23 protein-coding genes are annotated in these 22,671 nt (G+C 69.1%); 16 read left to right on the top strand and 7 right to left on the bottom strand.

From position 1 onward, the window contains the following. Positions 1-41 precede the first annotated feature (41 nt). On the top strand, positions 42-1,205 hold the full coding sequence (locus PIB44_RS01945; RefSeq protein ID WP_278070240.1) for a kynureninase/PvdN C-terminal domain-containing protein: 1,164 nt from the start codon (positions 42-44) through the stop codon (positions 1,203-1,205). 4 nt (positions 1,206-1,209) lie between these two features. On the opposite strand, the gene PIB44_RS01940 is transcribed toward PIB44_RS01945, so the two are convergent. The 3 genes from PIB44_RS01940 to PIB44_RS01930 are packed head-to-tail and all read right to left on the bottom strand — an operon-like array spanning position 1,210 to position 3,441. Beyond that, complete coding sequence (locus PIB44_RS01940) at positions 1,210-2,019, bottom strand: hypothetical protein (RefSeq protein WP_278070239.1); 810 nt, start codon at positions 2,017-2,019, stop codon at positions 1,210-1,212. A gap of 34 nt (positions 2,020-2,053) precedes the next feature. Continuing rightward, positions 2,054-2,941 (bottom strand): alpha/beta fold hydrolase, encoded by an 888-nt coding sequence (locus PIB44_RS01935; protein ID WP_278070949.1) that lies wholly within the window; start codon positions 2,939-2,941, stop codon positions 2,054-2,056. 5 nt (positions 2,942-2,946) lie between these two features. Then, entirely contained in the window at positions 2,947-3,441 is a 495-nt protein-coding gene (locus tag PIB44_RS01930) for a Fur family transcriptional regulator (RefSeq protein ID WP_025976929.1), read from the bottom strand. A 151-nt stretch (positions 3,442-3,592) separates the two neighbouring features. Here PIB44_RS01930 and PIB44_RS01925 point away from each other — a divergent pair, with 151 nt between their 5' ends. Then, positions 3,593-4,381, top strand: a complete 789-nt coding sequence (locus PIB44_RS01925; protein ID WP_278070238.1) for a SapC family protein — start codon at positions 3,593-3,595, stop codon at positions 4,379-4,381. 101 nt (positions 4,382-4,482) lie between these two features. Here the strand turns inward: PIB44_RS01925 and PIB44_RS01920 are convergent, their stop codons facing one another. Both PIB44_RS01920 and PIB44_RS01915 read right to left on the bottom strand, forming a co-directional pair. Then, positions 4,483-4,890, bottom strand: coding sequence for a MaoC family dehydratase (locus PIB44_RS01920; RefSeq protein WP_278070237.1), 408 nt, complete (start codon positions 4,888-4,890; stop codon positions 4,483-4,485). A 17-nt stretch (positions 4,891-4,907) separates the two neighbouring features. Beyond that, positions 4,908-5,945 (bottom strand): NADP-dependent oxidoreductase, encoded by a 1,038-nt coding sequence (locus PIB44_RS01915; protein ID WP_278070236.1) that lies wholly within the window; start codon positions 5,943-5,945, stop codon positions 4,908-4,910. A gap of 320 nt (positions 5,946-6,265) precedes the next feature. On the opposite strand from PIB44_RS01915, the gene PIB44_RS01910 reads away from it, so the two are divergent. Beyond that, the gene (locus tag PIB44_RS01910) at positions 6,266-6,571 is read left to right on the top strand and encodes a hypothetical protein (protein WP_253122818.1); all 306 of its coding nucleotides are present in this window, start codon (positions 6,266-6,268) and stop codon (positions 6,569-6,571) included. A 67-nt stretch (positions 6,572-6,638) separates the two neighbouring features. On the opposite strand, the gene phyR is transcribed toward PIB44_RS01910, so the two are convergent. Further along, positions 6,639-7,430 carry an anti-anti sigma factor/receiver protein PhyR gene (phyR, locus tag PIB44_RS01905; RefSeq protein WP_134582151.1) on the bottom strand — a complete coding sequence of 264 codons (792 nt, stop codon included), beginning with the start codon at positions 7,428-7,430 and terminating at the stop codon, positions 6,639-6,641. A 198-nt stretch (positions 7,431-7,628) separates the two neighbouring features. On the opposite strand from phyR, the gene nepR reads away from it, so the two are divergent. From nepR to PIB44_RS01855, 10 genes are all read left to right on the top strand, one after another. Continuing rightward, positions 7,629-7,835 (top strand): anti-sigma T factor NepR, encoded by a 207-nt coding sequence (gene nepR / locus PIB44_RS01900; RefSeq protein WP_025976935.1) that lies wholly within the window; start codon positions 7,629-7,631, stop codon positions 7,833-7,835. Next, a complete protein-coding gene (locus tag PIB44_RS01895) occupies positions 7,832-8,440 on the top strand; it encodes a sigma-70 family RNA polymerase sigma factor (RefSeq protein ID WP_003169827.1) in 609 nt (202 codons plus the stop codon). Before nepR ends, PIB44_RS01895 begins: the two co-directional genes overlap by 4 nt. Before the next feature lie 2 nt (positions 8,441-8,442). After that, the gene (gene phyK, locus PIB44_RS01890; protein ID WP_278070235.1) at positions 8,443-10,206 is read left to right on the top strand and encodes a sensor histidine kinase PhyK; all 1,764 of its coding nucleotides are present in this window, start codon (positions 8,443-8,445) and stop codon (positions 10,204-10,206) included. Positions 10,207-10,253: 47 nt separating this feature from the next. Next, entirely contained in the window at positions 10,254-10,391 is a 138-nt protein-coding gene (locus PIB44_RS01885) for an entericidin A/B family lipoprotein (RefSeq protein ID WP_025976938.1), read from the top strand. 139 nt (positions 10,392-10,530) lie between these two features. Next, on the top strand, positions 10,531-11,649 hold the full coding sequence (ald, locus tag PIB44_RS01880; protein WP_278070234.1) for an alanine dehydrogenase: 1,119 nt from the start codon (positions 10,531-10,533) through the stop codon (positions 11,647-11,649). Between the two features lie 48 nt (positions 11,650-11,697). Continuing rightward, positions 11,698-12,753 carry a GTPase ObgE gene (gene obgE, locus PIB44_RS01875; protein ID WP_134582148.1) on the top strand — a complete coding sequence of 352 codons (1,056 nt, stop codon included), beginning with the start codon at positions 11,698-11,700 and terminating at the stop codon, positions 12,751-12,753. A gap of 184 nt (positions 12,754-12,937) precedes the next feature. After that, positions 12,938-15,832: a DNA polymerase I gene (gene polA / locus PIB44_RS01870; protein ID WP_278070233.1), complete on the top strand. Its 2,895-nt coding sequence runs from the start codon at positions 12,938-12,940 to the stop codon at positions 15,830-15,832. A 27-nt stretch (positions 15,833-15,859) separates the two neighbouring features. Continuing rightward, on the top strand, positions 15,860-16,168 hold the full coding sequence (locus PIB44_RS01865; RefSeq protein ID WP_278070232.1) for a GNAT family N-acetyltransferase: 309 nt from the start codon (positions 15,860-15,862) through the stop codon (positions 16,166-16,168). A gap of 38 nt (positions 16,169-16,206) precedes the next feature. Further along, complete coding sequence (locus PIB44_RS01860) at positions 16,207-17,430, top strand: BaiN/RdsA family NAD(P)/FAD-dependent oxidoreductase (protein WP_278070231.1); 1,224 nt, start codon at positions 16,207-16,209, stop codon at positions 17,428-17,430. Between the two features lie 145 nt (positions 17,431-17,575). Further along, complete coding sequence (locus PIB44_RS01855) at positions 17,576-17,920, top strand: TFIIB-type zinc ribbon-containing protein (RefSeq protein ID WP_278070230.1); 345 nt, start codon at positions 17,576-17,578, stop codon at positions 17,918-17,920. A gap of 13 nt (positions 17,921-17,933) precedes the next feature. Here the strand turns inward: PIB44_RS01855 and PIB44_RS01850 are convergent, their stop codons facing one another. Next, positions 17,934-19,658 carry a hypothetical protein gene (locus PIB44_RS01850; protein ID WP_278070229.1) on the bottom strand — a complete coding sequence of 575 codons (1,725 nt, stop codon included), beginning with the start codon at positions 19,656-19,658 and terminating at the stop codon, positions 17,934-17,936. Positions 19,659-19,867: 209 nt separating this feature from the next. Here PIB44_RS01850 and chvI point away from each other — a divergent pair, with 209 nt between their 5' ends. Genes chvI through PIB44_RS01835 form a run of 3 tightly spaced genes read left to right on the top strand, consistent with a single transcriptional unit; the run spans position 19,868 to position 22,606 of the window. Continuing rightward, a complete protein-coding gene (gene chvI, locus PIB44_RS01845; protein WP_134582144.1) occupies positions 19,868-20,575 on the top strand; it encodes a two-component response regulator ChvI in 708 nt (235 codons plus the stop codon). After that, on the top strand, positions 20,544-22,154 hold the full coding sequence (gene chvG / locus PIB44_RS01840) for a two-component sensor histidine kinase ChvG (protein ID WP_025976947.1): 1,611 nt from the start codon (positions 20,544-20,546) through the stop codon (positions 22,152-22,154). Before chvI ends, chvG begins: the two co-directional genes overlap by 32 nt. After that, positions 22,151-22,606: an HPr kinase/phosphorylase gene (locus tag PIB44_RS01835; RefSeq protein ID WP_278070228.1), complete on the top strand. Its 456-nt coding sequence runs from the start codon at positions 22,151-22,153 to the stop codon at positions 22,604-22,606. Before chvG ends, PIB44_RS01835 begins: the two co-directional genes overlap by 4 nt. Positions 22,607-22,671 lie beyond the last annotated feature (65 nt).

Below are 22,671 nucleotides of genomic sequence, written 5' to 3'. Positions count from 1 at the left end.
TGCCCGGTGACGCCGGCCGCCATGCGGGTTAGCGTACCCTCATGAACTACAAGCCCCTGTTCTCTCGCGCGCTCGGCCTCGACCCCGAACGCCTGCATTTCGCCGCCCACAGCCACCACCTGTGGCCCGACGCCAGCTTCGACGGCCAGGTCCGCGCCTGGGCCGAGGCCAACCGTTTCGCTGATCGCAAATGGGACCTGATCTTCGGCGAGGTCATCCCCGAGGCTCAAGGCCACGTCGCGCGCGAGCTGGGCCTGCCCTCGCCCGACAGCCTGATCTTCGCGCCGAACACCCATGACATCCTGCTGCGCATCGTCTCGGCGGTCGACACGGCGCCGGTGCGCATCCTGGCCACCGACGGCGAGTTCCACTCCTTCCGCCGCCAGTCGGAACGCTGGGAAGAGGCCGGTCAGGCCGTCGTCACCCGCGTGCCCCTGGCCCCGTTCGAGACCTTCGCCGAGCGGTTCGTCGCGGCGGCGCGGGCGGGCGGGCACGACCTGATCTTCGTCAGCCAGGTCTTCTTCCGCACCGGCGGCCTGTTCGAGCGGATCGCCGAACTGGCGGACCTGGCCGACCCGGCCGGACCGTGGGTCGTGGTGGACGGTTACCACGGCTTCATGGCCACGCCGACCGACCTGTCGGCCGTGGCGGACAAGATTTTTTATCTCGCCGGCGGCTATAAATACGCCATGGCGGGCGAAGGCGCCTGCTTCCTGCACGCCCCGCCCGGCTTCGGGCCGCGCCCCGTCGTGACCGGCTGGTTCGCCGAGTTCGGCCATCTGGAAGGCCCGCCCGGCGGGGTTCAGTACCGCACCGACGGCGGCCGCTTCTGGGGCGCCACCTTCGACGCCAGCGCCCTTTACCGCTTCAACGCGGTGCGCGCGATGCTGGACCAGCACGGCCTGACCACAGCGATGATCGCCGACCACGCGCGCGGCCTGCAGGCGCGGTTCCAGGCGGCGATTGAAGGCGCAGAAGCGGGCGGCCTGTCACAGGCCGAGATTCTGAATCCGGTCCACGGCGAGGCGCCCCGCGCCCGCTTCCTGGCCCTGCGCCACGCCGACGCTCCCCGCTGGAAGGCGGCCCTGCAGGAGATGAACGTCATCGCCGATGTGCGCGACGACGTCATCCGCTTCGGCTTCAGCCTGTATCAGAGCCAGGAAGACGTCGAGCGGCTGATCCACGCCTGCGCCCGGCTGGACTAAACCTTTAGAAGAACAGGCTGTCGGCGTCGCGGCGGGCCTCAGGCGGATCGGTGCGGCGCGGCTGACGCTCGCCGCGCGGCGCCGGGGCTGAGGCAGGCGGCGTCGCCCGCGCGGCCGGTGCGGCAGTAGCCGGGGCCGGATCGCCCGGCAGCCGCGGCGTCGGGGTCGCGCGCGGCGCTGGAGCGGCGGCGGCTGGCGGCGGCGGCGCGCTCGCCTCGGTCCTGGGCGGCGGGCCCAGCGTCGGATATTTCGGCGTCGGCGGCAGGGGCGGTCGGCGCGCGGTCGGCGGCGCAGCCGGGGCGGTCAGCGCGGGTTCTGCGTCAGACGACGAGGCCTCGAGCGCCTGACGCGCCTGGGTTCGCGCGCGGGGGCTGTCGCAACGGCACAGAACCAGATCCTCGCCCTCGCGCCACAGGATCAGCGGTCGGCGCGGCGGCTCGGCCCAGCGATGGGCCAGGCGGGCCAGATCCCTCTCCAGCGCCTCATCGGCGCCGACCGGGATGGCGCGGATCTCATGCCCCTGCGCCTCCCACAGCGGAGCCGTCTGCGCCAGCCAGTCCCGCCCCGCGCCGTCCGGGTCGTAGACATAGACGGGTGTGAGGCCGAAGGCCGCGGGACCCGCCGCCTGCTCCAGCCGCGCCTCCAACCCCTGAGACGCGGTCAGGCGCTGCAGATCGTGCCGCGCCACGCCCAGCCACCAGGCCGCCACAACCACGCCGAGCAACAGCAGACCTAGCACGGCGCCGATCAGCGTCCCCAGCAGCAGGCGCGGCCAGTCCGTGTCAGAGGATGAGGTCAGGGCGGCGGAGGTCATCGCCGCCAAGGCCTAGCACCGAATGGCGCGGCTGTCAGATCGCCAGGTCCAGCAGAGCGTCGCGCGTCAGCTCGGCATGGGTCATGGGGAACAGGTGACCGCCCCCCGCCACGGTCTCGGCCTCGACATTCGGGCGGCGCGACGACGGGGCGACGGCGCACAGGGCGCCTGTCTCCGCCTTGAGGATTCTCACAGCGCCTGGATAGCTCGCCAGGGCCCGCCAGGGGTCGTGCGCCTGGGCGGCGTAGTTGGAGGCCTCCCACGCCGGGGCGCAGGCCAGCTCCAGCCCGCAATCGGTCTCGACCAGACCATCAGCCAGATAGTCGGCCAGCATCATGTCCGGCCAGCCCTTGAAGGCGCCGCGCCCGCGATAGGCGCTCATGGCCTGTTCACGACTGTCGAACAGGGCGCGGCGGCGCAGGGTGTTGGCGACGATGGGGAAGCGCTGGGACAGCAGGCCCGCGAGCGGCAGGTTCATCGCCCACACCATCTCGCGGCGCCAGACGACAGGGTCCAGCAGCAACAGACGCGAGACCCGATCCGGGCGCTCGGCGGCGGCCATCAGGCCGCTGGTCCCGCCGATGGAATGGCCGGCTAGGGCGACAGGCGGGCCGTCGATCGCCTCCAGAAGGCAGATCAGGTCGTCGCGATGATCCTTCCAGCTGCGGCGGCCGTCGGGGAGAGCGGGCAGACGCGTGCGGCCATGACCGCGCAGATCCGGCGCCCAGATGCGCAGGGCGCCGGACAGCGGCTGCAGCAGGGAGCGGTAGGTCAGGGCGTTGAAGCCGTTGGCGTGGACGAAGATCAGGTCGACCGGCCGCTTGGGATCGCCGAAGTCCAGCACGGCCATGTCGCCCGCGCCCCAGCGATTGTCGATCGGCACGCTGATCCGGCGCGGGGCCGACAGGGCCAGGGCGTCCATCCGGATCAGGCCGCGATGCGGCAGGCGCCGCACCGGCCGTGGCCCTCGATCGTGGTGCGGTCGATCGCGTAGCCCGCGTTCGCGGCCGCCTGGGCGATCACATCGGCGCCGGGGACCGCCACCTCTTCGGTCGCGCCGCAGCAGTCGCAGATCAGGAAGGCCGCCGCATGGCCGCCCGGCGCGCAGGCGTCGGCCGTGCAGGCGACATAGGCGCTGATGGAGGCGATGCGGTGGGCCAGCCCACGCTTTTCAAGGAATTCGAGGGCGCGATAGACGGTCGGCGGCTTGGCGGCCTGACCATCGAGGCCATAACGGGCGATCAGGTCATAGGCCTTGACCGGCTCGGCGGCCGACAGCAGCAGTTCAAGCACGCGGCGGCGCGGAGCGGTCATGCGGTCGCCGTCGGCCGAAAAGCGCGCCTCGACGGCGGCGATCGCCCGTTCGACCTCGGCGGCGCCGGGTCGGCTGTCGATGTGATCATGATCGCAGGCGTCGCCCATGAGCTAGAGCTAGGGGGTCCTGAGCCGCGCCGCAACCGGGACCGCGCGCCGCAGGCCCGATCAGGCCCCATTGTGGCCAAACCGCGGCGTTTGCGGCGGCCTCGGGCATGGGCTAGAAGAGCCGTCCTTTCTGTTCAGAAGACCCTATTTCATGACCGACGCCACCCAAGCGAACAGCCCCCTGTCGGGCACTGTCCTGTTCTATTCCCAGCCGGAGCCGCTGTCGGCCGACGTGCACGGCAAGCTGGGCGTGACGCCCGCGGACAAACCCTACGCCTTCGTGGCCCAGACCCACGTCGTGCCGCTGACGGTGACGGAGTTCGCCCCGGCCGCCCTGTCCTATCCGGTCATCTTCGTCGGCGACGCCAAGCAGCCCGTCGCCGCCATGGGCCTGAACCAGGGCGAGAACCTGTTCATCGAGAACGGCGACTTCCGGCCCGACGCCTATATCCCGGCCTATGTCCGCCGCTATCCCTTCGTCTTCGCCAATGACGAAGAGCAGAAGCGCATGGTGCTGTGCATCGACCGCGCCGCTCCCTTCGTGGTCGAAGGCGGCGAGACGCCGCTGTTCGAAAACGGCCAGCCCAGCGGCTACGTCAACTTCGGCATGGAGTTCTGCAACAACTTCGAGCAGGAGCGCGTGCGCACCGAGTCCTTCATCAACCTGCTGACGGAACTGGACCTGTTCGAGGTGCGTGAAGCCACCTTCACCCCGCGCAACGCCGACGGCACCGCCGGCGCGCCGCAAAAGATCGCCGAATATTTCGCCGTATCGGAAGACAAGCTGAAGGCCCTGCCGGTCGAGAAGCTGGCCGAACTGCGCGACAACGGCGCCCTGGGCCAGATCTACGCCCACCTGGTGTCGCTGCTGGGCTGGGACCGCCTGATCGCCATGGCCCTGACCCGCGCCGCCCAGCAACCGGTCGCCGCCAACGCTTGATTAAATCGGGCCGACGCGCGTTCGCGCGACGGCCCGATGAACAATGAAATGAAGACGCCCCGTCAGATTGCTGGCGGGGCGTTTCTTGTCAGGAGATGGGTTTAGCGGCGGGCCACGAGGGCGCGGGTCAGGCAGGAGAAGACCAGCCGCCCGGCCTCGTCCAGCATGTCCTGCTGGGCGATGACCACGCCCTTCTCGTCGCCGACCGGGTCCTTGCCCATCACCGTCAGCCGGCCGCGCAGCAGTTCGCCCGCCGGCGGATTGCGTAGGAAGCGCAGCCCGTCGACCCCTAGGGTCTTGGACCCCGCCCAGCCGCCCATGCGATCGGCGGACAGGCGGCTCCACAGGGCGTAGACCATCGCTTCGGGCGCGCCATAGGCGACGTCCCACCCCGGCAGGAAGCGTTCGGCGAACAGGTCCAGCGCCGCCGCATCGACGGCGCAGGCGCCCAGAGGAATGACCTGGCCGATCTCAAGATCCTCGAAATGGACGTGCAGAGGTTCGGTCATGCGCGGTCGTTCCTCGCTCAGGCCGCCGGTTCCTCCGACACCCGGACCATCAGCTTGCCGTCATGGTCGCCGGTGAACAAGCGATTCAGCGAGCCGACCGCCCCTTCCAGACCATCATCGACGTGGACCTTCCACTGAATTTTCCCGTCGGCCAGCCAAGGCCCCATTTCGGCGATCATCTCCTTGGCGCGGTGCGCGTAGTCGAGGACCAGGAAGCCCTTCACGTTCAGACGGTGGGTGATGATGCGCGAGAAATTGGGCGAAGGCGGCATCCGCGTGGCGTTATAGGCCGAGATCAGGCCGCAGACGGCCATGCGGCCGTGCACCTTGAGCCGGTTCCACACGGCGATCATGATGTCGCCGCCGACGTTCTCGAAATTGAGGTCGATGCCGTCGGGAGCCAGCCGGTCCAGGGCGTCGCCGACATCCTCGTTCTTGTAGTCGACGGCGCCGTCGAAGCCGAGCTCCTCGGTCAGCCAGCGACATTTCTCGGCGCCGCCGGCGATGCCGATGACGCGGCAGCCGCGCTGCTTGGCCACCTGGCCGGCGATGGAGCCGACCGCCCCGGCCGCCGCCGAGATCACCAGGGTCTCGCCCGCCTTGGCCTTCAGCACGTCGGTGACGCCGAAATAGGCCGTCATCCCGGTCATGCCCAACACGGACAGGTTGGCGGTCAGCGGCAGGCCCGGCGCACGATGGACGGGCCGCAGCCCCGCCTCGGGCACGACAGCGTAGTCGGCCCAGGCGCCGGACAGAGGCGTGACCAGATCGCCTTCCTTGAACCGCTCGCCGCGCGACTGCTCGACCACCCCCAGCGTCAGCCCGCGCATGACGTCGCCCAGACCCACCGGCGGCAGATAGCCTTCGGAATCGTTCATCCACGTGCGGTTCGTCGGGTCGATCGAAAGATAGATCGTGCGGACCAGGACCTCTCCGTCCTTCAGATCAGGCACGACGCTTTCGACCAGTTCCAGATCCCCATCCTGAATCAGCCCCTGCGGGCGGCGACGCAGGATCCACTGCCGGTTGCGCAAGCTCATCAGTCTGTCTCTCATCAGGGTTTTCTTTCAGGACCCATAGTGGCGCCTCCCGCGGGCAGAGCAAGCCGCCGAACGCAGACGCGTGACCGCCCAGCAAAAAAGAGGCGGACCCTTTTTGAGGATCCGCCAGGAGTCGCATCATCGAGAATGAGGCGAGGGCGAAGACCGACGGTCAGGTCGGCCCGGGGGAATAGCCCTCGGCGATCGAATAACGACGGACTTGCGACTCGGTTCCCGACCCGGGCGAGGGGCTCGCGTCCCGGCGTCGAAGGAACGGCCGAGCGACGGCGACGTTCGCCCTACAGGTTCTCAAACCGCGACAAGGAGGCGAGCCCATGAGCCATCAAGACCCGCATTCGCACTCGGCCGACGCCGTAGAGACTCACCACCCCGTGGAGGCCCAATATGTGCGCCAGGGCCGCGGCGGGCGTCGCATCCTGATGCTGCTGATCGTATCGGCGGGGGCGGCCGCCGTGTTGCTGTTGGGCATATGGGCCGTCAACAACGCCGGCCTGCGTCGAACCTCCGAGGAGGCCAGCATGACGCCTGAACCGCCGCCGGTCGTGGATGCCGACCGCACCGCCCGCAGCGCCGGCCCGGAAGCGGCGCCGCCGCCGGTCGACGCCTCTCCCGCCGCCTGATCTTGCACCAAAAAGGGGCTCCGCAGCAGCGGAGCCCCTGAAAAGGCGTCGGGGGCGCCGCCGTGGATCAGGCGGCCGCCTTCTGGCGCGAGGGATGGAAGAACAGCGCCTGGCTGATCGCCGCCTTCACCGTTTCCGGCTGGAAGGGCTTGGTGATCAGGAAGGTGGGTTCGGGCCGTTCCCCGGTCAGCAGCCGCTCCGGGAAGGCGGTGATGAAGATGACCGGAACATCGAACTTGCGCAGGATGTCCTTGACCGCGTCAATGCCCGAAGAGCCGTCCGCCAGTTGGATATCCGCCAGAACCAGTCCCGGCGCGTGACGCGAAACGGCGTCCACAGCCTCGTCGTGGGTGGTGGCGGTGCCGGTGACGCGGTGGCCCAGCTCCTTCACCAGGCTTTCGATGTCGGCCGAGATGATGGCCTCGTCCTCGATGATCAACACGTCGGTGGCCAACTCGGCGTCGATGTCGGACTGAGCTTCAGAGATCAGGCGCTCGACCGTGCGCGGATCGACGGCCAAAATCTGGGCGGCCTCGGACGGCGTAAAGCCTTCCAGCGCGGTCAACAGGAACGCTTGTCGCGACTGGGGCGCGATGCGCATCAGCCGACGCGAAGCGTCGTCGGCTTCGGAGACGCCGCCGCTTTCCAGCTGGGCCCCGGTGCTCGACCAGATGGTGTGGAAGACATGGTAGAGCGCCACCCGCGGCGTCATGTCGGCGGGCAGTTGACGCTCGCCCGCCGCCAGGGCTTCAAGCGCGACGCGGACATAGTTGTCGCCCGTGCTTTGATCGCCGGTAAGGGCGCGCGCGTAACGGCGAACATAGGGCAGATGCGGCGCAAGTCTGGCCAAAAGGCTCATATGTAGATCCCCGACTGCGCCCGCCTCCACTGACGAGACGGGCTTAGACGGACCTTAACGTATCAGAGACGCCACGGTTCCGTGGGCTTCGTCCAGCTTGAGCATAAAATAGCAACGGCGTAGGAACTCTATTGGAGAGGCGGCGTTTTGCGTCTCTATGAACGACTTCACAAGGCTTGGGCGGCGGCCGGAAACTCCATGATTGAACCTAAGGACACCCCCGCGCGTATCAGCGGGTCCAACTCGGACGAACGCGATCTCGAAGAGGTCCGTCTGCGTCAACAGGCCATCGGCGTTAAGCTGCGCCATATGTTCGACGAAGTCGTCAACGAGCCCGTGCCGGACGAATTTCTGGAAATCCTTCGCCGCGCCGATCAGGGCGCATCCGCCAAGGAGGGGCAGTGACCACCACGACCCCCGCCGCCCGGCCCTCGTCATCAGACGACAACGCGTTCAAGGCTGAACTCGTCACCCTAATCCCTCATCTGCGGGCCTTCGCCCGGACCTTGACCGGCGACCCGACGGCCGCCGACGACCTGGCTCAGGAAGCCATGATGAAGGCGTGGGACGCCCGCGCCAGCTATCAGATGGGCACCAACATGAAGGCCTGGACTTTCATGATCCTGCGCAACCAGTTTTATTCCGAAAAGCGCCGCTCGTGGCGTCAGACCCAGCTGGACCAGGAAGCCGCCGAACGCACCTTGATCGCCGTAGACGACCCCGAGGCGCCGGTGGCGCTGGACGAACTGCGTCAGGCGCTGAAGTCACTGCCGGAAGAACAGCGCGAGGCGCTGATCCTGGTGGGCGCGGGCGGCTTCGCCTATGAAGAAGCTGCGGAAATCTGCCAATGCGCCGTCGGCACGGTGAAGAGCCGGGTGTCGCGCGCGCGCAAGGCCCTGCAGGCCACGCTGGAGCGCGGCGGTTATGCGCGCGACGGCCAATCGGCGGGCGACGCCATGCGCTCGATCCTGGCCGACGCGGACAGATTAAGCGGCGCCGGGCGCAAATAGCGGTGCGTGTCGGCCGGGTTCTGGGCCGCAAGCTCGGGCGCCGTCGCGTCCAGGGCATCCGATTCCGCCTGGGCTTGGCCATGGCCCTGGGCCTGCTGCCCATACTGCTGCTCGGCGTGATCCAGACCGAGGCCGAGTTCCGCAAGCAGGAGCAGGAGCGTCGGCTCGACCTGCAGCTGGCGGCCGAACGCAGCGCCTCGGACGCCAAGGCCCGGATCAGCTCGACCGTGGTGCTGCTGCAGGCTCTCACGCCGGAAGGGGGCGGCTTCTTTTGCGAGGCTCGCCTTACCGCCCTCGCTGCGCGGATGGAGGGGATCACCAGCCTGGCGCGCTACAGCGCCACGGGCGCGCCGGTCTGCGCCTCGCGCAGCGAGAGCGAGGGGCAGACGAAACAAAACGTGTCGCCGGATACCTGGCACCAGCGCCTGAAGCGCGGCGAAGACGTGGTGATGCAGCGTTCGGCCGACGGCGAATCCCTGATCGTCGCCGTCCGTTGGGAACGCCCGATGGGCGCCTTTCAAGGCGCGATGGCGGCCACGGTGCCGCTGAGCGTGCTCCAGCCGGACATCCGCGATCCCGCCTTGCCCGCCGGGTCGGAGGCGGCGCTGACGGATGGCGCCGGAAACATTCTGATCGCCACTGATCCGCGGCCGTTCGCGCTGAAACGCGCGGCCGAGGCGAACGGCTGGACCGACCGGGCGCGCGCCGACGCCGTCGTCATGTTTGAAGCGCGCGACGCCCAGGGACGACGCCATGTCTATGGAGGCGCGCCTCTGGCTGGGCAGGATGTTTTCGTCCTGCTGTCGGCGCCGGCGCCGGGACTGCTGTCCTGGGCGCGGCTGAACCCGTTCGGCACGCTGTTGCTACCGCTAGCGGCGTGGCTGACCGCCTTTGCCGCCGTCATGCTGCTGTCCGAGCGGATCGTGGTGCGCTGGCTGGATTATCTGGAACGGGTGGCCGCCATCTATGCCCGAGGACGTTTCTCCATTCGCCCGCTCCAGGCCGAGCACGCCCCGGCCGAAATCCGCACCCTGGCCCGCACCCTGGGCCAGTTGGGCGAGACCATCACCCGTCGCGACAGGGATATTCTGGATGCGCTGGAGGAGAAGGACGCCCTGCTGCGTGAAATCCACCACCGGGTGAAAAACAATCTGCAGATCATCTCGTCCCTGCTGTCCATGCAGCAACGGGCGGTGACCGATCTGGGCGCGCGGGCGGCGCTGGGCGACACGCGACAGCGCATCACCGCCCTGGCCCAGATCTATCGCGTCCTCTACCAGAGCGAGGACATTCGCGAGGCCGACGCCGACACCTTCCTGCGCGAACTGGTCGGCCAGTTGATCGCCGGGGAAGCGGTGCGCGGCCCCCTGGTGACGACGTCCATCGAAGCCGACCCGCTGATCATCGACCCGGACAAGTTGGCGCCCCTGGCCCTGTGGCTGGTCGAGGCCGTGTCCAACGCCCAGAAACACGCCTTCGCCGGCCGCGGCGGCGAGCTGAAGGTGCGCTTCAAGGTCGATGGCGACACCAGCGTGCTGGAGGTCGAGGACGACGGCCCCGGACTGGACGACGCCGTCGAGGCGGGCGTCGGCCGCACTCTGATGATGGCCTTCGCCAAGCAACTGCGCGGCGAGGCCCGGATCATTCCCGCGCCGGGCGGCGGCTCAATCGCGCGGCTGACCTTTGTCACGCCCGAAGCCCGCGACGCAGCCCAGGTGCGAGAGGTCGCAGCCTTTCGTCTTAGCGGAACCCCGCCCCAAGCGTAGCGTTGTATGCAGGACGGGCGCGGAGCCCGAACCAACAGGAGCCTCCTATGCGCAAGATCATCATTCTGGCCGTCGCCGCCGCCGCTTTGACCACCGCCGCCTGCAACACCATTCAGGGCGTCGGCAAGGACACCCAGGCCGCTGGCCAGGCGGTCGAAGGCGCCGCTCGCGACGCCAAGAACTAAGCGCTTCAGCCCTCATCAGGCCGGAGTTTTCGCCCCGCGGACATTTGTGTCCGCGGGGTTTTATTTTTCGCTGGCGCCGCACGGCCTGCTTGTTTAGCGTCCGCGCGCCCCACGCAGGGGTCAGGACAGTGAAAGAAAAATGCGCGTCGGCTCCCCCCGAGAAACCAAGACGAATGAACATCGCGTCGGCCTGACGCCGGCCGCCGCCGGTGAATACGTCGCCCACGGCCATACCGTCCTGATGGAGACCGGAGCCGGCCTGGGCGCGGGCTTTACGGACGCCGACTACGAGAAGGCGGGCGCACGCATCGCCCCCGCCGCCGCGGCCGTCTTCGCCGACAGCGACATGATCGTGAAGGTCAAGGAGCTTCAGCCCGCCGAGTTCCCCCTGCTGAAGCCGGACCACATCCTGTTCGCCTATCTGCATCTGGCGCCCGATCCCGAACAGACGAAGGCCCTGCTGGCCTCGGGCTGCGCCGCCATCGCCTATGAGACGGTGACGGACGCCAATGGAGGGCTGCCTCTGCTGGCGCCCATGTCCGAGGTGGCCGGACGGATCGCGGTCTTTTCGGCGGCCGAGACCCTGTTGAAGCACAAGGTCGGGATGGGGCTGTTGTTCTGCGGCGTGCCCGGCGTGGCGCCCGCGCGGGTGCTGGTGCTGGGCGGCGGCGTCGTGGGGCTGAACGCCGCGCGCATGGCCGTCGGTCTGGGCGCCGAGGTGGTGGTGCTGGAGCGCTCCATCCCCCGGATGCGTCATATCGACGAAGTGACCGGCGGGCGCGTCATCACCCGCTATTCCTCGCTGCACGCCATCGAGGAGGAACTGCCCAAGGCCGATGTGGTGATCGGCGCCGTTCTGACGCCGGGCGCAGAAGCTCCGACCCTCGTGCGCCGGGACCAGTTGTCGTCGATGAAGAAGGACAGCGTGCTGATCGACGTCGCCATCGACCAGGGCGGCTGTTTCGAGACCTCGCGCCCGACGACCCACGATGATCCGACCTATGTGGTCGACGGCGTCATCCACTACTGCGTCGGCAATATGCCCGGCGCCGTGCCGCGCACCAGCTCCGAAGCCCTGAACAACGCTACCCTGCCCTATGGCCTGGCCCTGGCGGACCGGGGATTGGAGGCCTTACGCGCCGATCCGCACCTGGCTCGCGGTCTGAACGTGCTGAAGGGCGAGATCACCCATCCGGCCGTCGGCAAGGCGCTGGGCCTGTCGTGGCGCGACCCCTTCGGCGTCTGGGCGCGCGGCTAAGATCGCACCCGCCTGTAATTCGCCGCGCTTCTGGGCCATAAGGCGCCCATGAAGTTCCTCGACCAGGCCAAGATCTATATTCGCTCCGGCAACGGCGGCGCGGGCTCCGTCTCGTTCCGTCGTGAAAAGTTCATTCCCAACGGCGGCCCGGACGGCGGCGACGGCGGCAAGGGCGGCGACGTCTGGGTCGAGGCGGCCGATGGGCTGAACACCCTGATCGACTTCCGCTACCAGCAGCATTTCAAGGCCCAGACCGGCCACCACGGCCAGGGCCGCCAGATGCACGGCGCCAAGGGCGAGGACGTGGTCCTGCGCGTCCCCGTCGGCACCCAGGTGCTGGACGAGGACAAGGAGACCGTGCTCGTCGACCTGGACGAGCCGGGCATGAAGGTGAAGCTGCTGTCCGGCGGCAACGGCGGCTGGGGCAACACCCGCTTCAAGGGGCCGGTCAACCAGGCGCCGCGCCACGCCAACCCCGGCCAGGAAGGCCAGGAGCGCTGGATCTGGCTGCGGCTGAAGCTGATCGCTGACATCGGCCTGGCCGGCCTGCCCAACGCCGGCAAGTCGACCTTCCTGTCGGCCGTCTCGGCGGCGCGGCCCAAGGTGGCGGACTATCCCTTCACCACCCTGACGCCGAACCTGGGCATGGTGGACCTGAGCCCGTCGGAACGCTTCGTCATCGCAGACATCCCCGGCCTGATCGAAGGCGCCAGCGAGGGCGCAGGCCTGGGCACCCGCTTCCTGGGCCACGTCGAGCGCTCGGCCAGCCTGATCCACCTGATCGACGGCACGCAGGACGATGTGGTCGAGGCTTACCGCATCATCCGCGGCGAGCTGGAGGCCTATGGCGAAGGCCTGGCCGACAAGACCGAGATCCTGGCCCTGAACAAGATCGACGCCCTGACGCCCGAGGCTCGTGAGGAGAAGGCGGCGGCTCTGGAGGCGGTCGCGGGCCGTCGCCCGATGCTGGTGTCCGGCGTCTCAGGCGAGGGCGTGACCGAACTGCTGCGCGCCGCCTGGGCCGAGGTCAAACTGACCCGCGGCGAGGTCACCGACGAGGGCGCGGACGTCATTCCCGAAACGCCGGGCGGCTGGCAGCCGTAAGCGCGGGAGCTCTCCTCCCCATGCAAATGGGGAGGTGGCGCGGACGCGATAGCGTCCGTGACGGAGGGGCTGCTTGGTTCGGCTGTGGCAAAGCCCCTCCACCGCTCCGCGGTCCCCCTCCCCACGGCGTGGGGAGGAAAGAAGCGCGGATGACGCCGCGCCTTCCGCCCCCTATGTTCGCGCCATGACCGACGCGACCGCCGAAATCCCCGCCCGCCCCCTCACTCAAGACGGGCCGCCCTTGCGGCTGTGGATGATCGACGCCTCGGCATACATCTTCCGCGCCTACCACGCCCTGCCGCCGCTGACCCGCAAGTCGGACGGCCTGCCCGTGGGGGCGGTGCAGGGCTACTGCAACATGCTGTGGAAGCTGATCCGCGACATGAAGGGCGAGGATGGGCCGACGCACCTGGTCGCCGTCTTCGACCATTCGGAGAAGACCTTCCGCAACGATCTCTATGACCAGTACAAGGCCCACCGTCCCCCGGCGCCCGAGGATCTGGTCCCGCAGTTCCCCCTGGTGCGCGAGGCCACCAAGGCCTTCGGCGTCCACTGCGTCGAGATGGCCGGCTACGAGGCCGATGACCTGATCGCCACCTACGCCTGCCAGGCGCGCGACGCGGGCGGCGAGGCGGTGATCGTCAGCTCCGACAAGGATCTGATGCAGCTGATCGGGGGCGGCGTGGTCATGTACGACCCGATGAAAGATCGCCGCCTGGACGAAGAAGCCGTGTTTGAAAAATTCGGCGTCACGCCCGACAAGGTGGTCGAGGTCCAGGCCCTGATCGGCGACAGCGTCGACAACGTGCCCGGCGCGCCCGGCATCGGCCCCAAGACGGCGGCCCAGTTGATCCACGAGTACGGCGACCTCGATACGCTCCTGGCCCGGGCCGGCGAGATCAAGCAGCCCAAGCGCCGCGAGACCCTGATCAACTTCGCCGATCAGATCCGCCTGTCGCGCGAACTGGTCAAGCTGACCTGCGACGCGCCGATTCCCGAACCGATCGACGATTTCGTCATCCGCGACCCGGACCCCGAGACCCTGTCCGCCTTCCTGGAGATGATGGAGTTCCGCTCGCTGGCCCGCCGCGTCGGCGACGGCAAGGCGCCGCAGAAGGAAGGCTCGACCTTCGCGCGCCAGCCAAGCGTCCCGGTGGCTACGCCGCGCTATGGCCAGACCGAAGTCGCCGCCCCGGCCGAGCCCCAGGCGATCGATCATGATCGCTATGAATGCGTGCAGACCCTGGAAGACCTCGACCGCTGGATCGCGCGGGCCAAGGCGGCGGGCGTCGTCGGCTTCGACACCGAGACGGACGCCCTGTCCTCGACCCACGCCGGGCTGTGCGGGGTGTCTCTGGCCGTGGGGCCCAACGACGCGTGCTACATCCCCCTGACGCACGAACATGAGCCGACCGGCGACGGCGGCTTGGACTTCGGCGACGGCGGCGACGCGCGCCCGCCCCTGCAGCAGATCGACAAGCCGACGGCCCTGGCCCGGCTGAAGGCGCTGCTGGAAGACCCATCGGTGCTGAAGGTCGGCCAGAACATCAAATACGACCTCGCCGTCATGGCCCGGCGCGGCGTGCGCGTCGCCCCGATCGACGACGTGATGCTGATCTCCTACGTGCTGGAGGGGGGCCTGCACGGCCACGGCATGGACGAGCTGGCGCGGCTGCACCTCGGCCACGAGCCGATGACCTTCAAGAGCGTGGCCGGGACCGGCAAGAGCCAAAAGAGCTTCAAGCACGTGGAGATGAAGTCGGCCGTCTGTTACGCCGCCGAGGACGCCGACGTGACCCTGCGCCTGCATCGCCTGCTGAAGCCGCGCCTGGCGGCCGAGGGGTTGTCGAGCGTCTATGAGGCGCTGGAGCGCGGCATGCCCGCCGTTCTGGCCGACATGGAGCGGGCCGGCGTTCGCGTCGATCCGGATCGTCTGCGCTCCCTGTCCTCGACCTTCGGCCAGCGCATGGCCGAGCTGGAGGAAGAGGCGCACAAACTGGCCGGCCGCCCGTTCAACGTCGGCAGCCCGCGCCAGATCGGCGAGATCCTGTTCGGCGAGATGAACCTGCCGGGCGGCAAGAAGACCGCCAGCGGCCAGTGGGGCACCGACGCCAGCGTGCTGGAGGAGTTGGCCCAGACGCAGGCCCTGCCCCGCACCATCCTGGACTGGCGCCAGCTGTCCAAGCTGAAGGGCACCTATACCGACGCCCTGGTGGCGGCGATGGACCCGCAGACGAACCGGGTCCACACCTCCTATCAGTTGGCGGCGGCGACGACGGGGCGCCTGGCCTCGTCCGATCCCAACCTGCAGAACATCCCGATCCGCACCGAGACCGGCCGGCAGATCCGCCAGGCCTTCATCGCCTCGCCGGGCAATGTGCTGATCAGCGCCGACTACAGCCAGATCGAGCTGCGCCTTCTGGCCCACATCGGCGACATCCCCGAGCTGAAGCGCGCCTTCAAGAGCGGCCTCGACATCCATGCGGCGACCGCGTCCGAGATGTTCGGCGTGCCGGTCGAGGGCATGCCCAGCGAGACGCGCCGCCGGGCCAAGGCCATCAACTTCGGCATCATCTACGGCATCAGCGCCTTCGGCCTGGCCGCCCAGCTGGGCATCGACCAGGGCGAGGCCGGCGCCTACATCAAGACCTATTTCGAGCGCTTCCCCGGCATCCGCGCCTACATGGACAGGACCAAGGCGCTGGTGAAGGAGCAGGGCTTCGTCACCACCGTCTTCGGGCGGCGCATCCACATCCCGGCCATCCACTCCAAGTCCGGCGCCGAGCGCCAGTTCGGCGAGCGCGCGGCCATCAACGCCCCGATCCAGGGCGCCGCCGCCGACATCATCCGCCGCGCCATGATCCGCATGCCCGGCGCCCTGGCCGAGGCGGGTCTGCAAACCCGCATGCTGCTGCAGGTCCACGACGAACTGGTGTTCGAGGCCCCCGAGGCCGAGGCCGACCGCGCCATCGCCGTCATCCGCCGCATCATGGAAGGCGCCGCCCTGCCTGTCGTCGATCTCAGCGTGCCCCTGGACGTCGAGGCCAAGGCAGCCCCGAACTGGGACGGCGCGCACTAAACCCCTTCTTCAAGTAAGGATCACGACATGAGCCTGGACCCCGAAATCCGCGACAACGAAGACGCCAAGCGTTACGAGCTGGAGGTCGACGGCGAGACCGCCGTGGTCATCTACAACCCGGTCGCGGGCGGGCGGCTGATCACCGAGACCCTCGTGCCGGTCCCGCTGGAAGGGCGCGGCATCGCCAGCCGCATGGCCAAACACGTCTTGGCCGATCTGAAGGACAAGGGCCTGCTGATCCTGCCGACGTGCACCTTCTTCTCCAGCTATCTGAAGAAGCACCCGGAATACGCCGATCAGGTGCATCCGACCTATCGAGCCATGCTGGGCCTCTGACGGTCGCTTCGCGCGCGATCCCCTGCTAGGGCGGGGCGATGAAGTCTTCAGACATAGACGTCCTGATCGTCGGCGCCGGCGCGGCCGGCATGATGTGCGCCATCGAGGCAGGCAAGCGCGGCCGTCGCGTGCGCGTGATCGACCACGCCCGCGCCCCGGGCGAAAAGATCCGCATCTCGGGCGGCGGCCGCTGCAACTTCACCAATCTGGGGACGAGCGGCGCCAATTTCCTGGGCGAGAACCCGCGCTTCGCCCTGTCGGCCCTGCGGCGCTTCACCCAGCACGACTTCATCAAGATGGTCGACCGCCACGGCATCGCCTGGCACGAGAAGACCCTGGGCCAGCTGTTCTGCGACGACAGCGCCAAGCAGATCATCCGCATGCTGACGGACGAGATGAAGGCGGCGGGCGTCGCCCTGTCGCTGGGCGTCGGCGTCAAGACGGTGGAGCGCGCGGGCGAGCGGTTTCAGGTCGATCTGGACGACGGCTCGCGCGTGACGGCGGCGTCGCTGGTCGTGGCCAGCGGCGGCAAGTCCATTCCCAAGATGGGGGCCACCGGCTGGGGCTATGAGGTCGCACGGCGCCTCGGCCTGCGCGTCACCGACACCCGGCCCGCGCTCGTTCCCCTGACGTTCGAGCCGGGACTGCTGGAGCAGCTCAAGCCGCTGGCCGGCGTGTCGGTGGACGCCGTGGTGCGCCACAAGGCGCCCAAGGATGCGGGCGCGGGCCGTCCGGCCAAGGAGACCGTCTTCCGCGAAGGCCTGCTGTTCACCCATCGCGGCCTGTCGGGGCCGTCCATCCTGCAGATCAGCTCCTACTGGCGAGAGGGCGAGGCGATCACCGTGGACCTGGCCCCCGACCGCGAAGCGGCGGCTGAAATTCTGGCCGCCAAGACCGAGAACGGCAAGCAGGCGGTCCACACGGCCGTCGGCCACGTCGTGCCGCGCCGTCTGGCCGAGGCCCTGTGCGCGCGCGAAAACCTGTCGGGCAAACTGGCGGAAGTCGGCGACAAGAAGCTGCGGGCCCTGGCTGAGGCGGTCAACGCCTGGACGGTCAAGCCGGTCGGATCCGAAGGCTATCGCACCGCCGAAGTGACGCTGGGCGGGGTCGACACCGCCGCCCTGGACCAACAGACGATGGAGGCCAAGACCGTCCCCGGCCTGTTCTTCATCGGCGAGGTCGCCGACGTGACCGGCTGGCTGGGCGGCTACAACTTCCAGTGGGCCTGGTCGTCGGGCTGGGCCGCGGGTCAGAGCTGCTGAGCCGGTGAAATAGAGCCTGCGGCGACGCGGCGCGTTGTCGCGCGCGCGGACGCGCCCTACCTCTTTGACGTAGCGGGACGGGCCCCTCTGGCGGCGCTTCGGCGGCGTGATGTCGGACCGCCTTCAACGACGAAAGAGGATGACGATGCCCCTGTTGATGTGCCCGAACGACAATGCGCCGATGCAGACGCTGGACCGCCATGGCGTACAGTTCGACATGTGTCCGACCTGTCGCGGCGTCTGGCTGGATCGCGGCGAACTGGAGAAGCTGATGGCCGCCGCCGGTGACGAGGGGCGCGCCGCCACGCCCGCGCCCCAGGCCTATGCGCCGCCGCCGCAACCGTCCCAACAACCCTGGGGCGGCCAGCCGACCTATCGCGAGCCGCCGCGTCAACGCGACGACCGCTATGACCACGACCGCCGCCGCGACGACGACTATCAGTACCGCAAGAAGAAGAAGCGTCTGGATATCTTCGACATCTTTGACTGAAGCCACAGGGCGGTCAGGCCGCCAGCCCCGCCGCCTGCATCAAAGGGCGCAGAGCCTGAAGCGCCTGCGGCTCGGCGCTAAGGGCGGCGCGCGCGTCGGGCGCGCGCATCAGGCGCACCGCCTCGGCGCGGGCGCGCTCGGCGACCGGCCCGCTGGGGCCCGTCTCGCCCGCCGCCAGACGCAGCAGCACCGCCAGCTTCTGCGGGACCGGGGCCGGCGCGCGGGCCAGTTGCGCCGTCAGCCGGGCGTCGGCCTCGATCGCGCCGCCAACGGCGCCGAGGGCTTCGACCACCCCTTGCGTCTCACGCTCGGACAATCCGGCCTTGCGCACGCCGCGCTGAAGCTCGGCCAGGGCCATCAGCCGCTGCCCGGGCGGCGTCGCGCCCGGCATGCGGGTCCGCATCTCGGTCTCAAAGCGCAGGGAGACGACGCAGGCGTCCAGCCAGCGCGCGGCCGCCCGCTTGTTGGCGCCGCCGGTGACGTTTTCGCATAGGCGCGTCAGCCGCTCCGCCTCGGACAGGACGCTGGCGCAATCCTTGACATAGGCGGCGACGAAGTCGGCCGCGACCAGCGCCTTGGACCGCTCGATAAAGGCGGTCTGCACCTCTTCCAGCGTCAGCAGACGCCCCGCCGTGGCCGTCAGCGCCATCGCCAGGACGCGCAGGATCTCGATCTCGCCGACCGCGTCGCCGGGGCGCAGGCGGCGCTGGCTCATCAGTTCGCGCAGCACCATGCGCGCAAGCGAGGCGGCCAGCAGGGGAAACTCGCCCGCCGCCAGCCGCTCGCCCAGACGCCGCACCGGCCCCTCGATCGGCGGGGCCAGCAGGCTGAGGCGCGCATCCTGCGCCAGGACGGCGTCCACCTCGCGCGGGGCGGCCATGCGCACCACCGCCGCCAGGCTGGCGCCCTGATCCAGCCCCGGACCCAGCACCTGGGTCAGACCGTGACGGGAGCCCAGAAGCTCGCACAGAATCTGCTCCACCGGCACCAGCACCAGGGCGCGCGGCGCGCCTTCGGCCGGAGCCTGATCGCAGATATCCATCAGCCGCTCGACCCGCGCCCGCGCGCCGGGCAGGCCGCGCAGGGCGCCCGCCACCGCTCCGCCCATGATGAAGGCCCGGTCCGCCGCGCCCTGAAGCGCCAGGGCCGTCGTCGCGACCGGCCGATCCTCAAAGCTGGGAAATTGCTTCTTGCGCCCGGCGGTCAGCAGCCGCTCGATCGCCTGTTCGGCCAGGCGCTGATAGTGGCGCATCAGGTCGTGCACCGACTGGCCGGGGATGGCCTGCGCCTCGGGCACGGCGATCTTCTGAATCGCGTGCTGAAGCTCGACCCCCGACGCCTCCAGCCGCTCGGCCAGGTCGGGCCGGTGCAGCAGTTCGAAGGCGGTCGCGCCCTGCCGGTTCAGCCAGTCCTCCAACACGCGGCCAAGGGTCTCGCGCGCATGGGGGGCGTACAGGTCGCCGACGCCGCGACAGGCCGGGCCGCGGTGGTCGACGGCGGGCGGACGCTTGCGCGACAGTTCCGGCGCGCCGCGCGTCAGGATGATGACGCTGGCGAACTCCATCGTGTCGGGGTCCAGCGTCTCCTTGGTGACGCGCACGGCGACCGCCTCACGGTCGCGCAACAGCGCCTCGGCGGCGTCGACGGCCTGACGACGATCCTCCACCGCCTGATGCAGGGACCAGTCGGCCGGCGCCGTGCGGCGGATGTAGATTTCGTAATGAACAGGTCCGGCCATGACGCCCTTCGCAAGCACAGACGCTTATCCTGCGGCCCCAAGCTTAAGTTCGGGTTTCGCTTTCGCCTCCAGCGGTTGAAAGCCGCGACGACGCGCTCCATTTTGTGTGAACGTAAAGTCACCGCGATCGAGTAGAACAGTTACGCTTGCCGTGCGTTGTGCAGACGACGGCGGACCGGACGTTCCCCGCCCGCACTAAGGAGAAGCCCTTGGCCAACATCACTCTGGTCGACGACGACGAGAATATCGTCGCCTCCGTCTCCCTGGCTCTGGAAAGCCATGGCCACACGGTGACCGCCTATCACGACGGCGCCTCGGGCCTGGAAGCGCTGGAGACCACCCCGCCGGACCTGGCGATCCTGGACGTGAAGATGCCGCGCATGGACGGCATGGAAGTGCTGCGCCGCCTGCGCCAGACCTCCAGCCTGCCGGTCATCATGCTGACGTCCAAGGACGAGGAGATCGACGAGATCCTCGGCTTCAACCTGGGCGCCGACGACTACATCCACAAGCCGTTCAGCCAGCGTCTGCTGATCGAACGCGTGAAGGCCCTGCTGCGCCGCGCCGGCGTCGAAGGCCTGGACCCGATCGACCCGGCCGCCGCTGAGGCCGGCAAGGCGATCAAGCGCGGCAAGCTGTCGATGGACCCGGCGCGCCACGAATCGACCTGGGACGGCAAGCCGGTGAAGCTGACCGTCACCGAGTTCCTGCTGCTTCAGGCCCTGGCCCAGCGCCCCGGCTTCGTGAAGAGCCGCGACAATCTGATGGACGCCGCCTATGACGATCAGGTCTATGTCGACGACCGCACCATCGACAGCCATGTGAAACGGATGCGAAAGAAGTTCCGCATGGTCGACCCTGAGTTCGACGCTATCGAGACCCTGTATGGCGTCGGATACCGCTACCGCGAGAGCTGAACCTGAAACCGTCCGGGCGCGGCGCCGATTCCGCTTCGGCGGATCGCGCCTGGGCGGGTTCATCCTGGCTCTCAATCTTCTCAGCCTGCTGATCCTGTTCGGCGGCGCCTTGCTGCTGAACGAATGGCGGCGAGGGCTGATCGAGGCGCGTCAGGAATCCCTCGGCGTTCAGGCCGAGCTTCTGGCCAACGTTCTGGGCGAACTGGGGATCACCCAAGGCGACCCCTATCCCATGCTGGACGACCGCGCCGCCGCCCTGTGGCTGCGCGACAACTTCATTCCGGCTGGGCAGCGCGCCCGCCTGTTCGACATCGACGGGATCGAGGTGTCCGACTCCTTCCGGGTCAGCGACACCATTCCAGGCGCGCCCCTGCCGCCCGCCCACCCGGCGGGAACGGCTCTGGCCCCCGCCGAACCATCGCCGCGCGAGACCGCGCGTCTGGCCCGGGCCAACGCCGAGCTGTCAGCCGAAGTCGAGAGGGCTCTGACCGGCGCGCCCCAGGCCTCCCTGCGCCGAAACGAGGAAGGCGAGCGGGTCGTCTCCGTCTCCCTGCCCGTCCGCCATGTGCAACAGGTTCTGGGCGTGCTGACGCTGGAGGCCGGCGACGTCAACGCCACCCTGGACGCCCAGCGGCGGGCTCTGATGCCCTTCGCCCTGGTGGCCCTGGCGGTGAACCTGCTGGCGTCCCTGGTGCTGCACCTGTTCGTGGCCCGGCCGGTCATGCGGCTGTCGGCGGCGGCGGACCAGGTGCGCCTGCAACGCGCCCGCGCCATCTCCCTGCCGGATCTGGAAGACCGCAAGGACGAGATCGGCGATCTGGCCCGCGCCCTGGAGTCGATGACCGACACCCTGTCGACCCGGATGGACGCCATCGAACGCTTCGCCGCCGACGTCAGCCACGAGATCAAGAACCCGCTGACGTCGATCCGCTCGGCTCTGGAGACCCTGCCGCTGGTCAAGACGGATGAGCAGCGCGCGCGTCTGACCAATCTGCTGCAGCAGGACGTCCGGCGTCTGGATCGGCTGATCACCGACATCTCCAACGCCTCGCGCCTGGACGCCGAACTGTCACGCGACCGGCCGCGCGCCATCGACCTGAACGATCTGCTGGGCGACATCATCGGCGTCTATGAGGCCGGTCGGAAGCCGGACGAACCGGCGGTTCGGCTCGTCACGGCGACCGACAACGCCCGCGTCATGGGCCGCGACGTGCCTCTGGGCCAGGTGTTCCGCAACCTGATCGACAACGCCCGCTCGTTCAGCCCCGCCGGCGGCGAGGTCCGTGTGAGCCTGTACCGCGACGACAGCCCGGCCGACCTGCCGCTGCGCATCCGCATCGACGACGACGGCCCGGGCATCCCGGCTGAAAACCTGGAGACGGTGTTCGAGCGCTTCTACACCTCGCGGCCCAAGGGCACGGCCTTCGGCGCCAACTCAGGCCTGGGCCTGTCCATCGTCCGCCAGATCGTCGACGCCCACGGCGGCCGGGTCCGCGCCGAGAACCGCAAGGGCGAAGACGGGTCCGTTCTGGGCGCCCGCTTTGAAGTCAGCCTGCCCGCCGTCGGCAAGCGCGCATGACCCCTGCCCGCCAGCCTGTCCACGCCAGCGTCGTCGCCGCCCGCACGTCGAAGGGATGGCGCGGCGTGCTGATCCAGGGGCCGTCCGGCGCAGGCAAGAGCGACCTGGCGCTGCGGCTGATGCAGAACGGATGGCGGCTGGTCGGCGACGACTGGGTGGAGGTCTTCGCCTGTCGCGGCGCGCTTTACGCCTCTGTTCCCGACACCATCGCCGGGCGGATGGAGGTGCGCGGCGTCGGCATCGTCAGCCGGCCTTTTCGCCCCTCGACCCGGCTTGCCCTGGCCCTGCGCCTGACGCGCGAGCCGGTCGAGCGCCTGCCCCAGCCGACGTGGCGGGTCATCGAGGGCGTGCTCCTGCCTCAGCTCGATCTGGATCCGCGGCCGGCCTCGGCGGCGGCCGTCGCGGCGGCCGCCCTTAACGCTGTTTCGGAGATGGCGCCGCCCGCTCTTTGATCCGGGCCGCGATTGCCCTATGAAACAAGGCTTGTCGCTCGCGAAGGCGGGCTGGGGATGTCTTT

This window comes from Brevundimonas sanguinis, from assembly GCF_029636725.1.
In the GTDB taxonomy this organism is placed as follows: Bacteria; Pseudomonadota; Alphaproteobacteria; order Caulobacterales; family Caulobacteraceae; genus Brevundimonas; species Brevundimonas sanguinis.
This window is presented reverse-complemented; position numbering and strand designations above follow the sequence as displayed.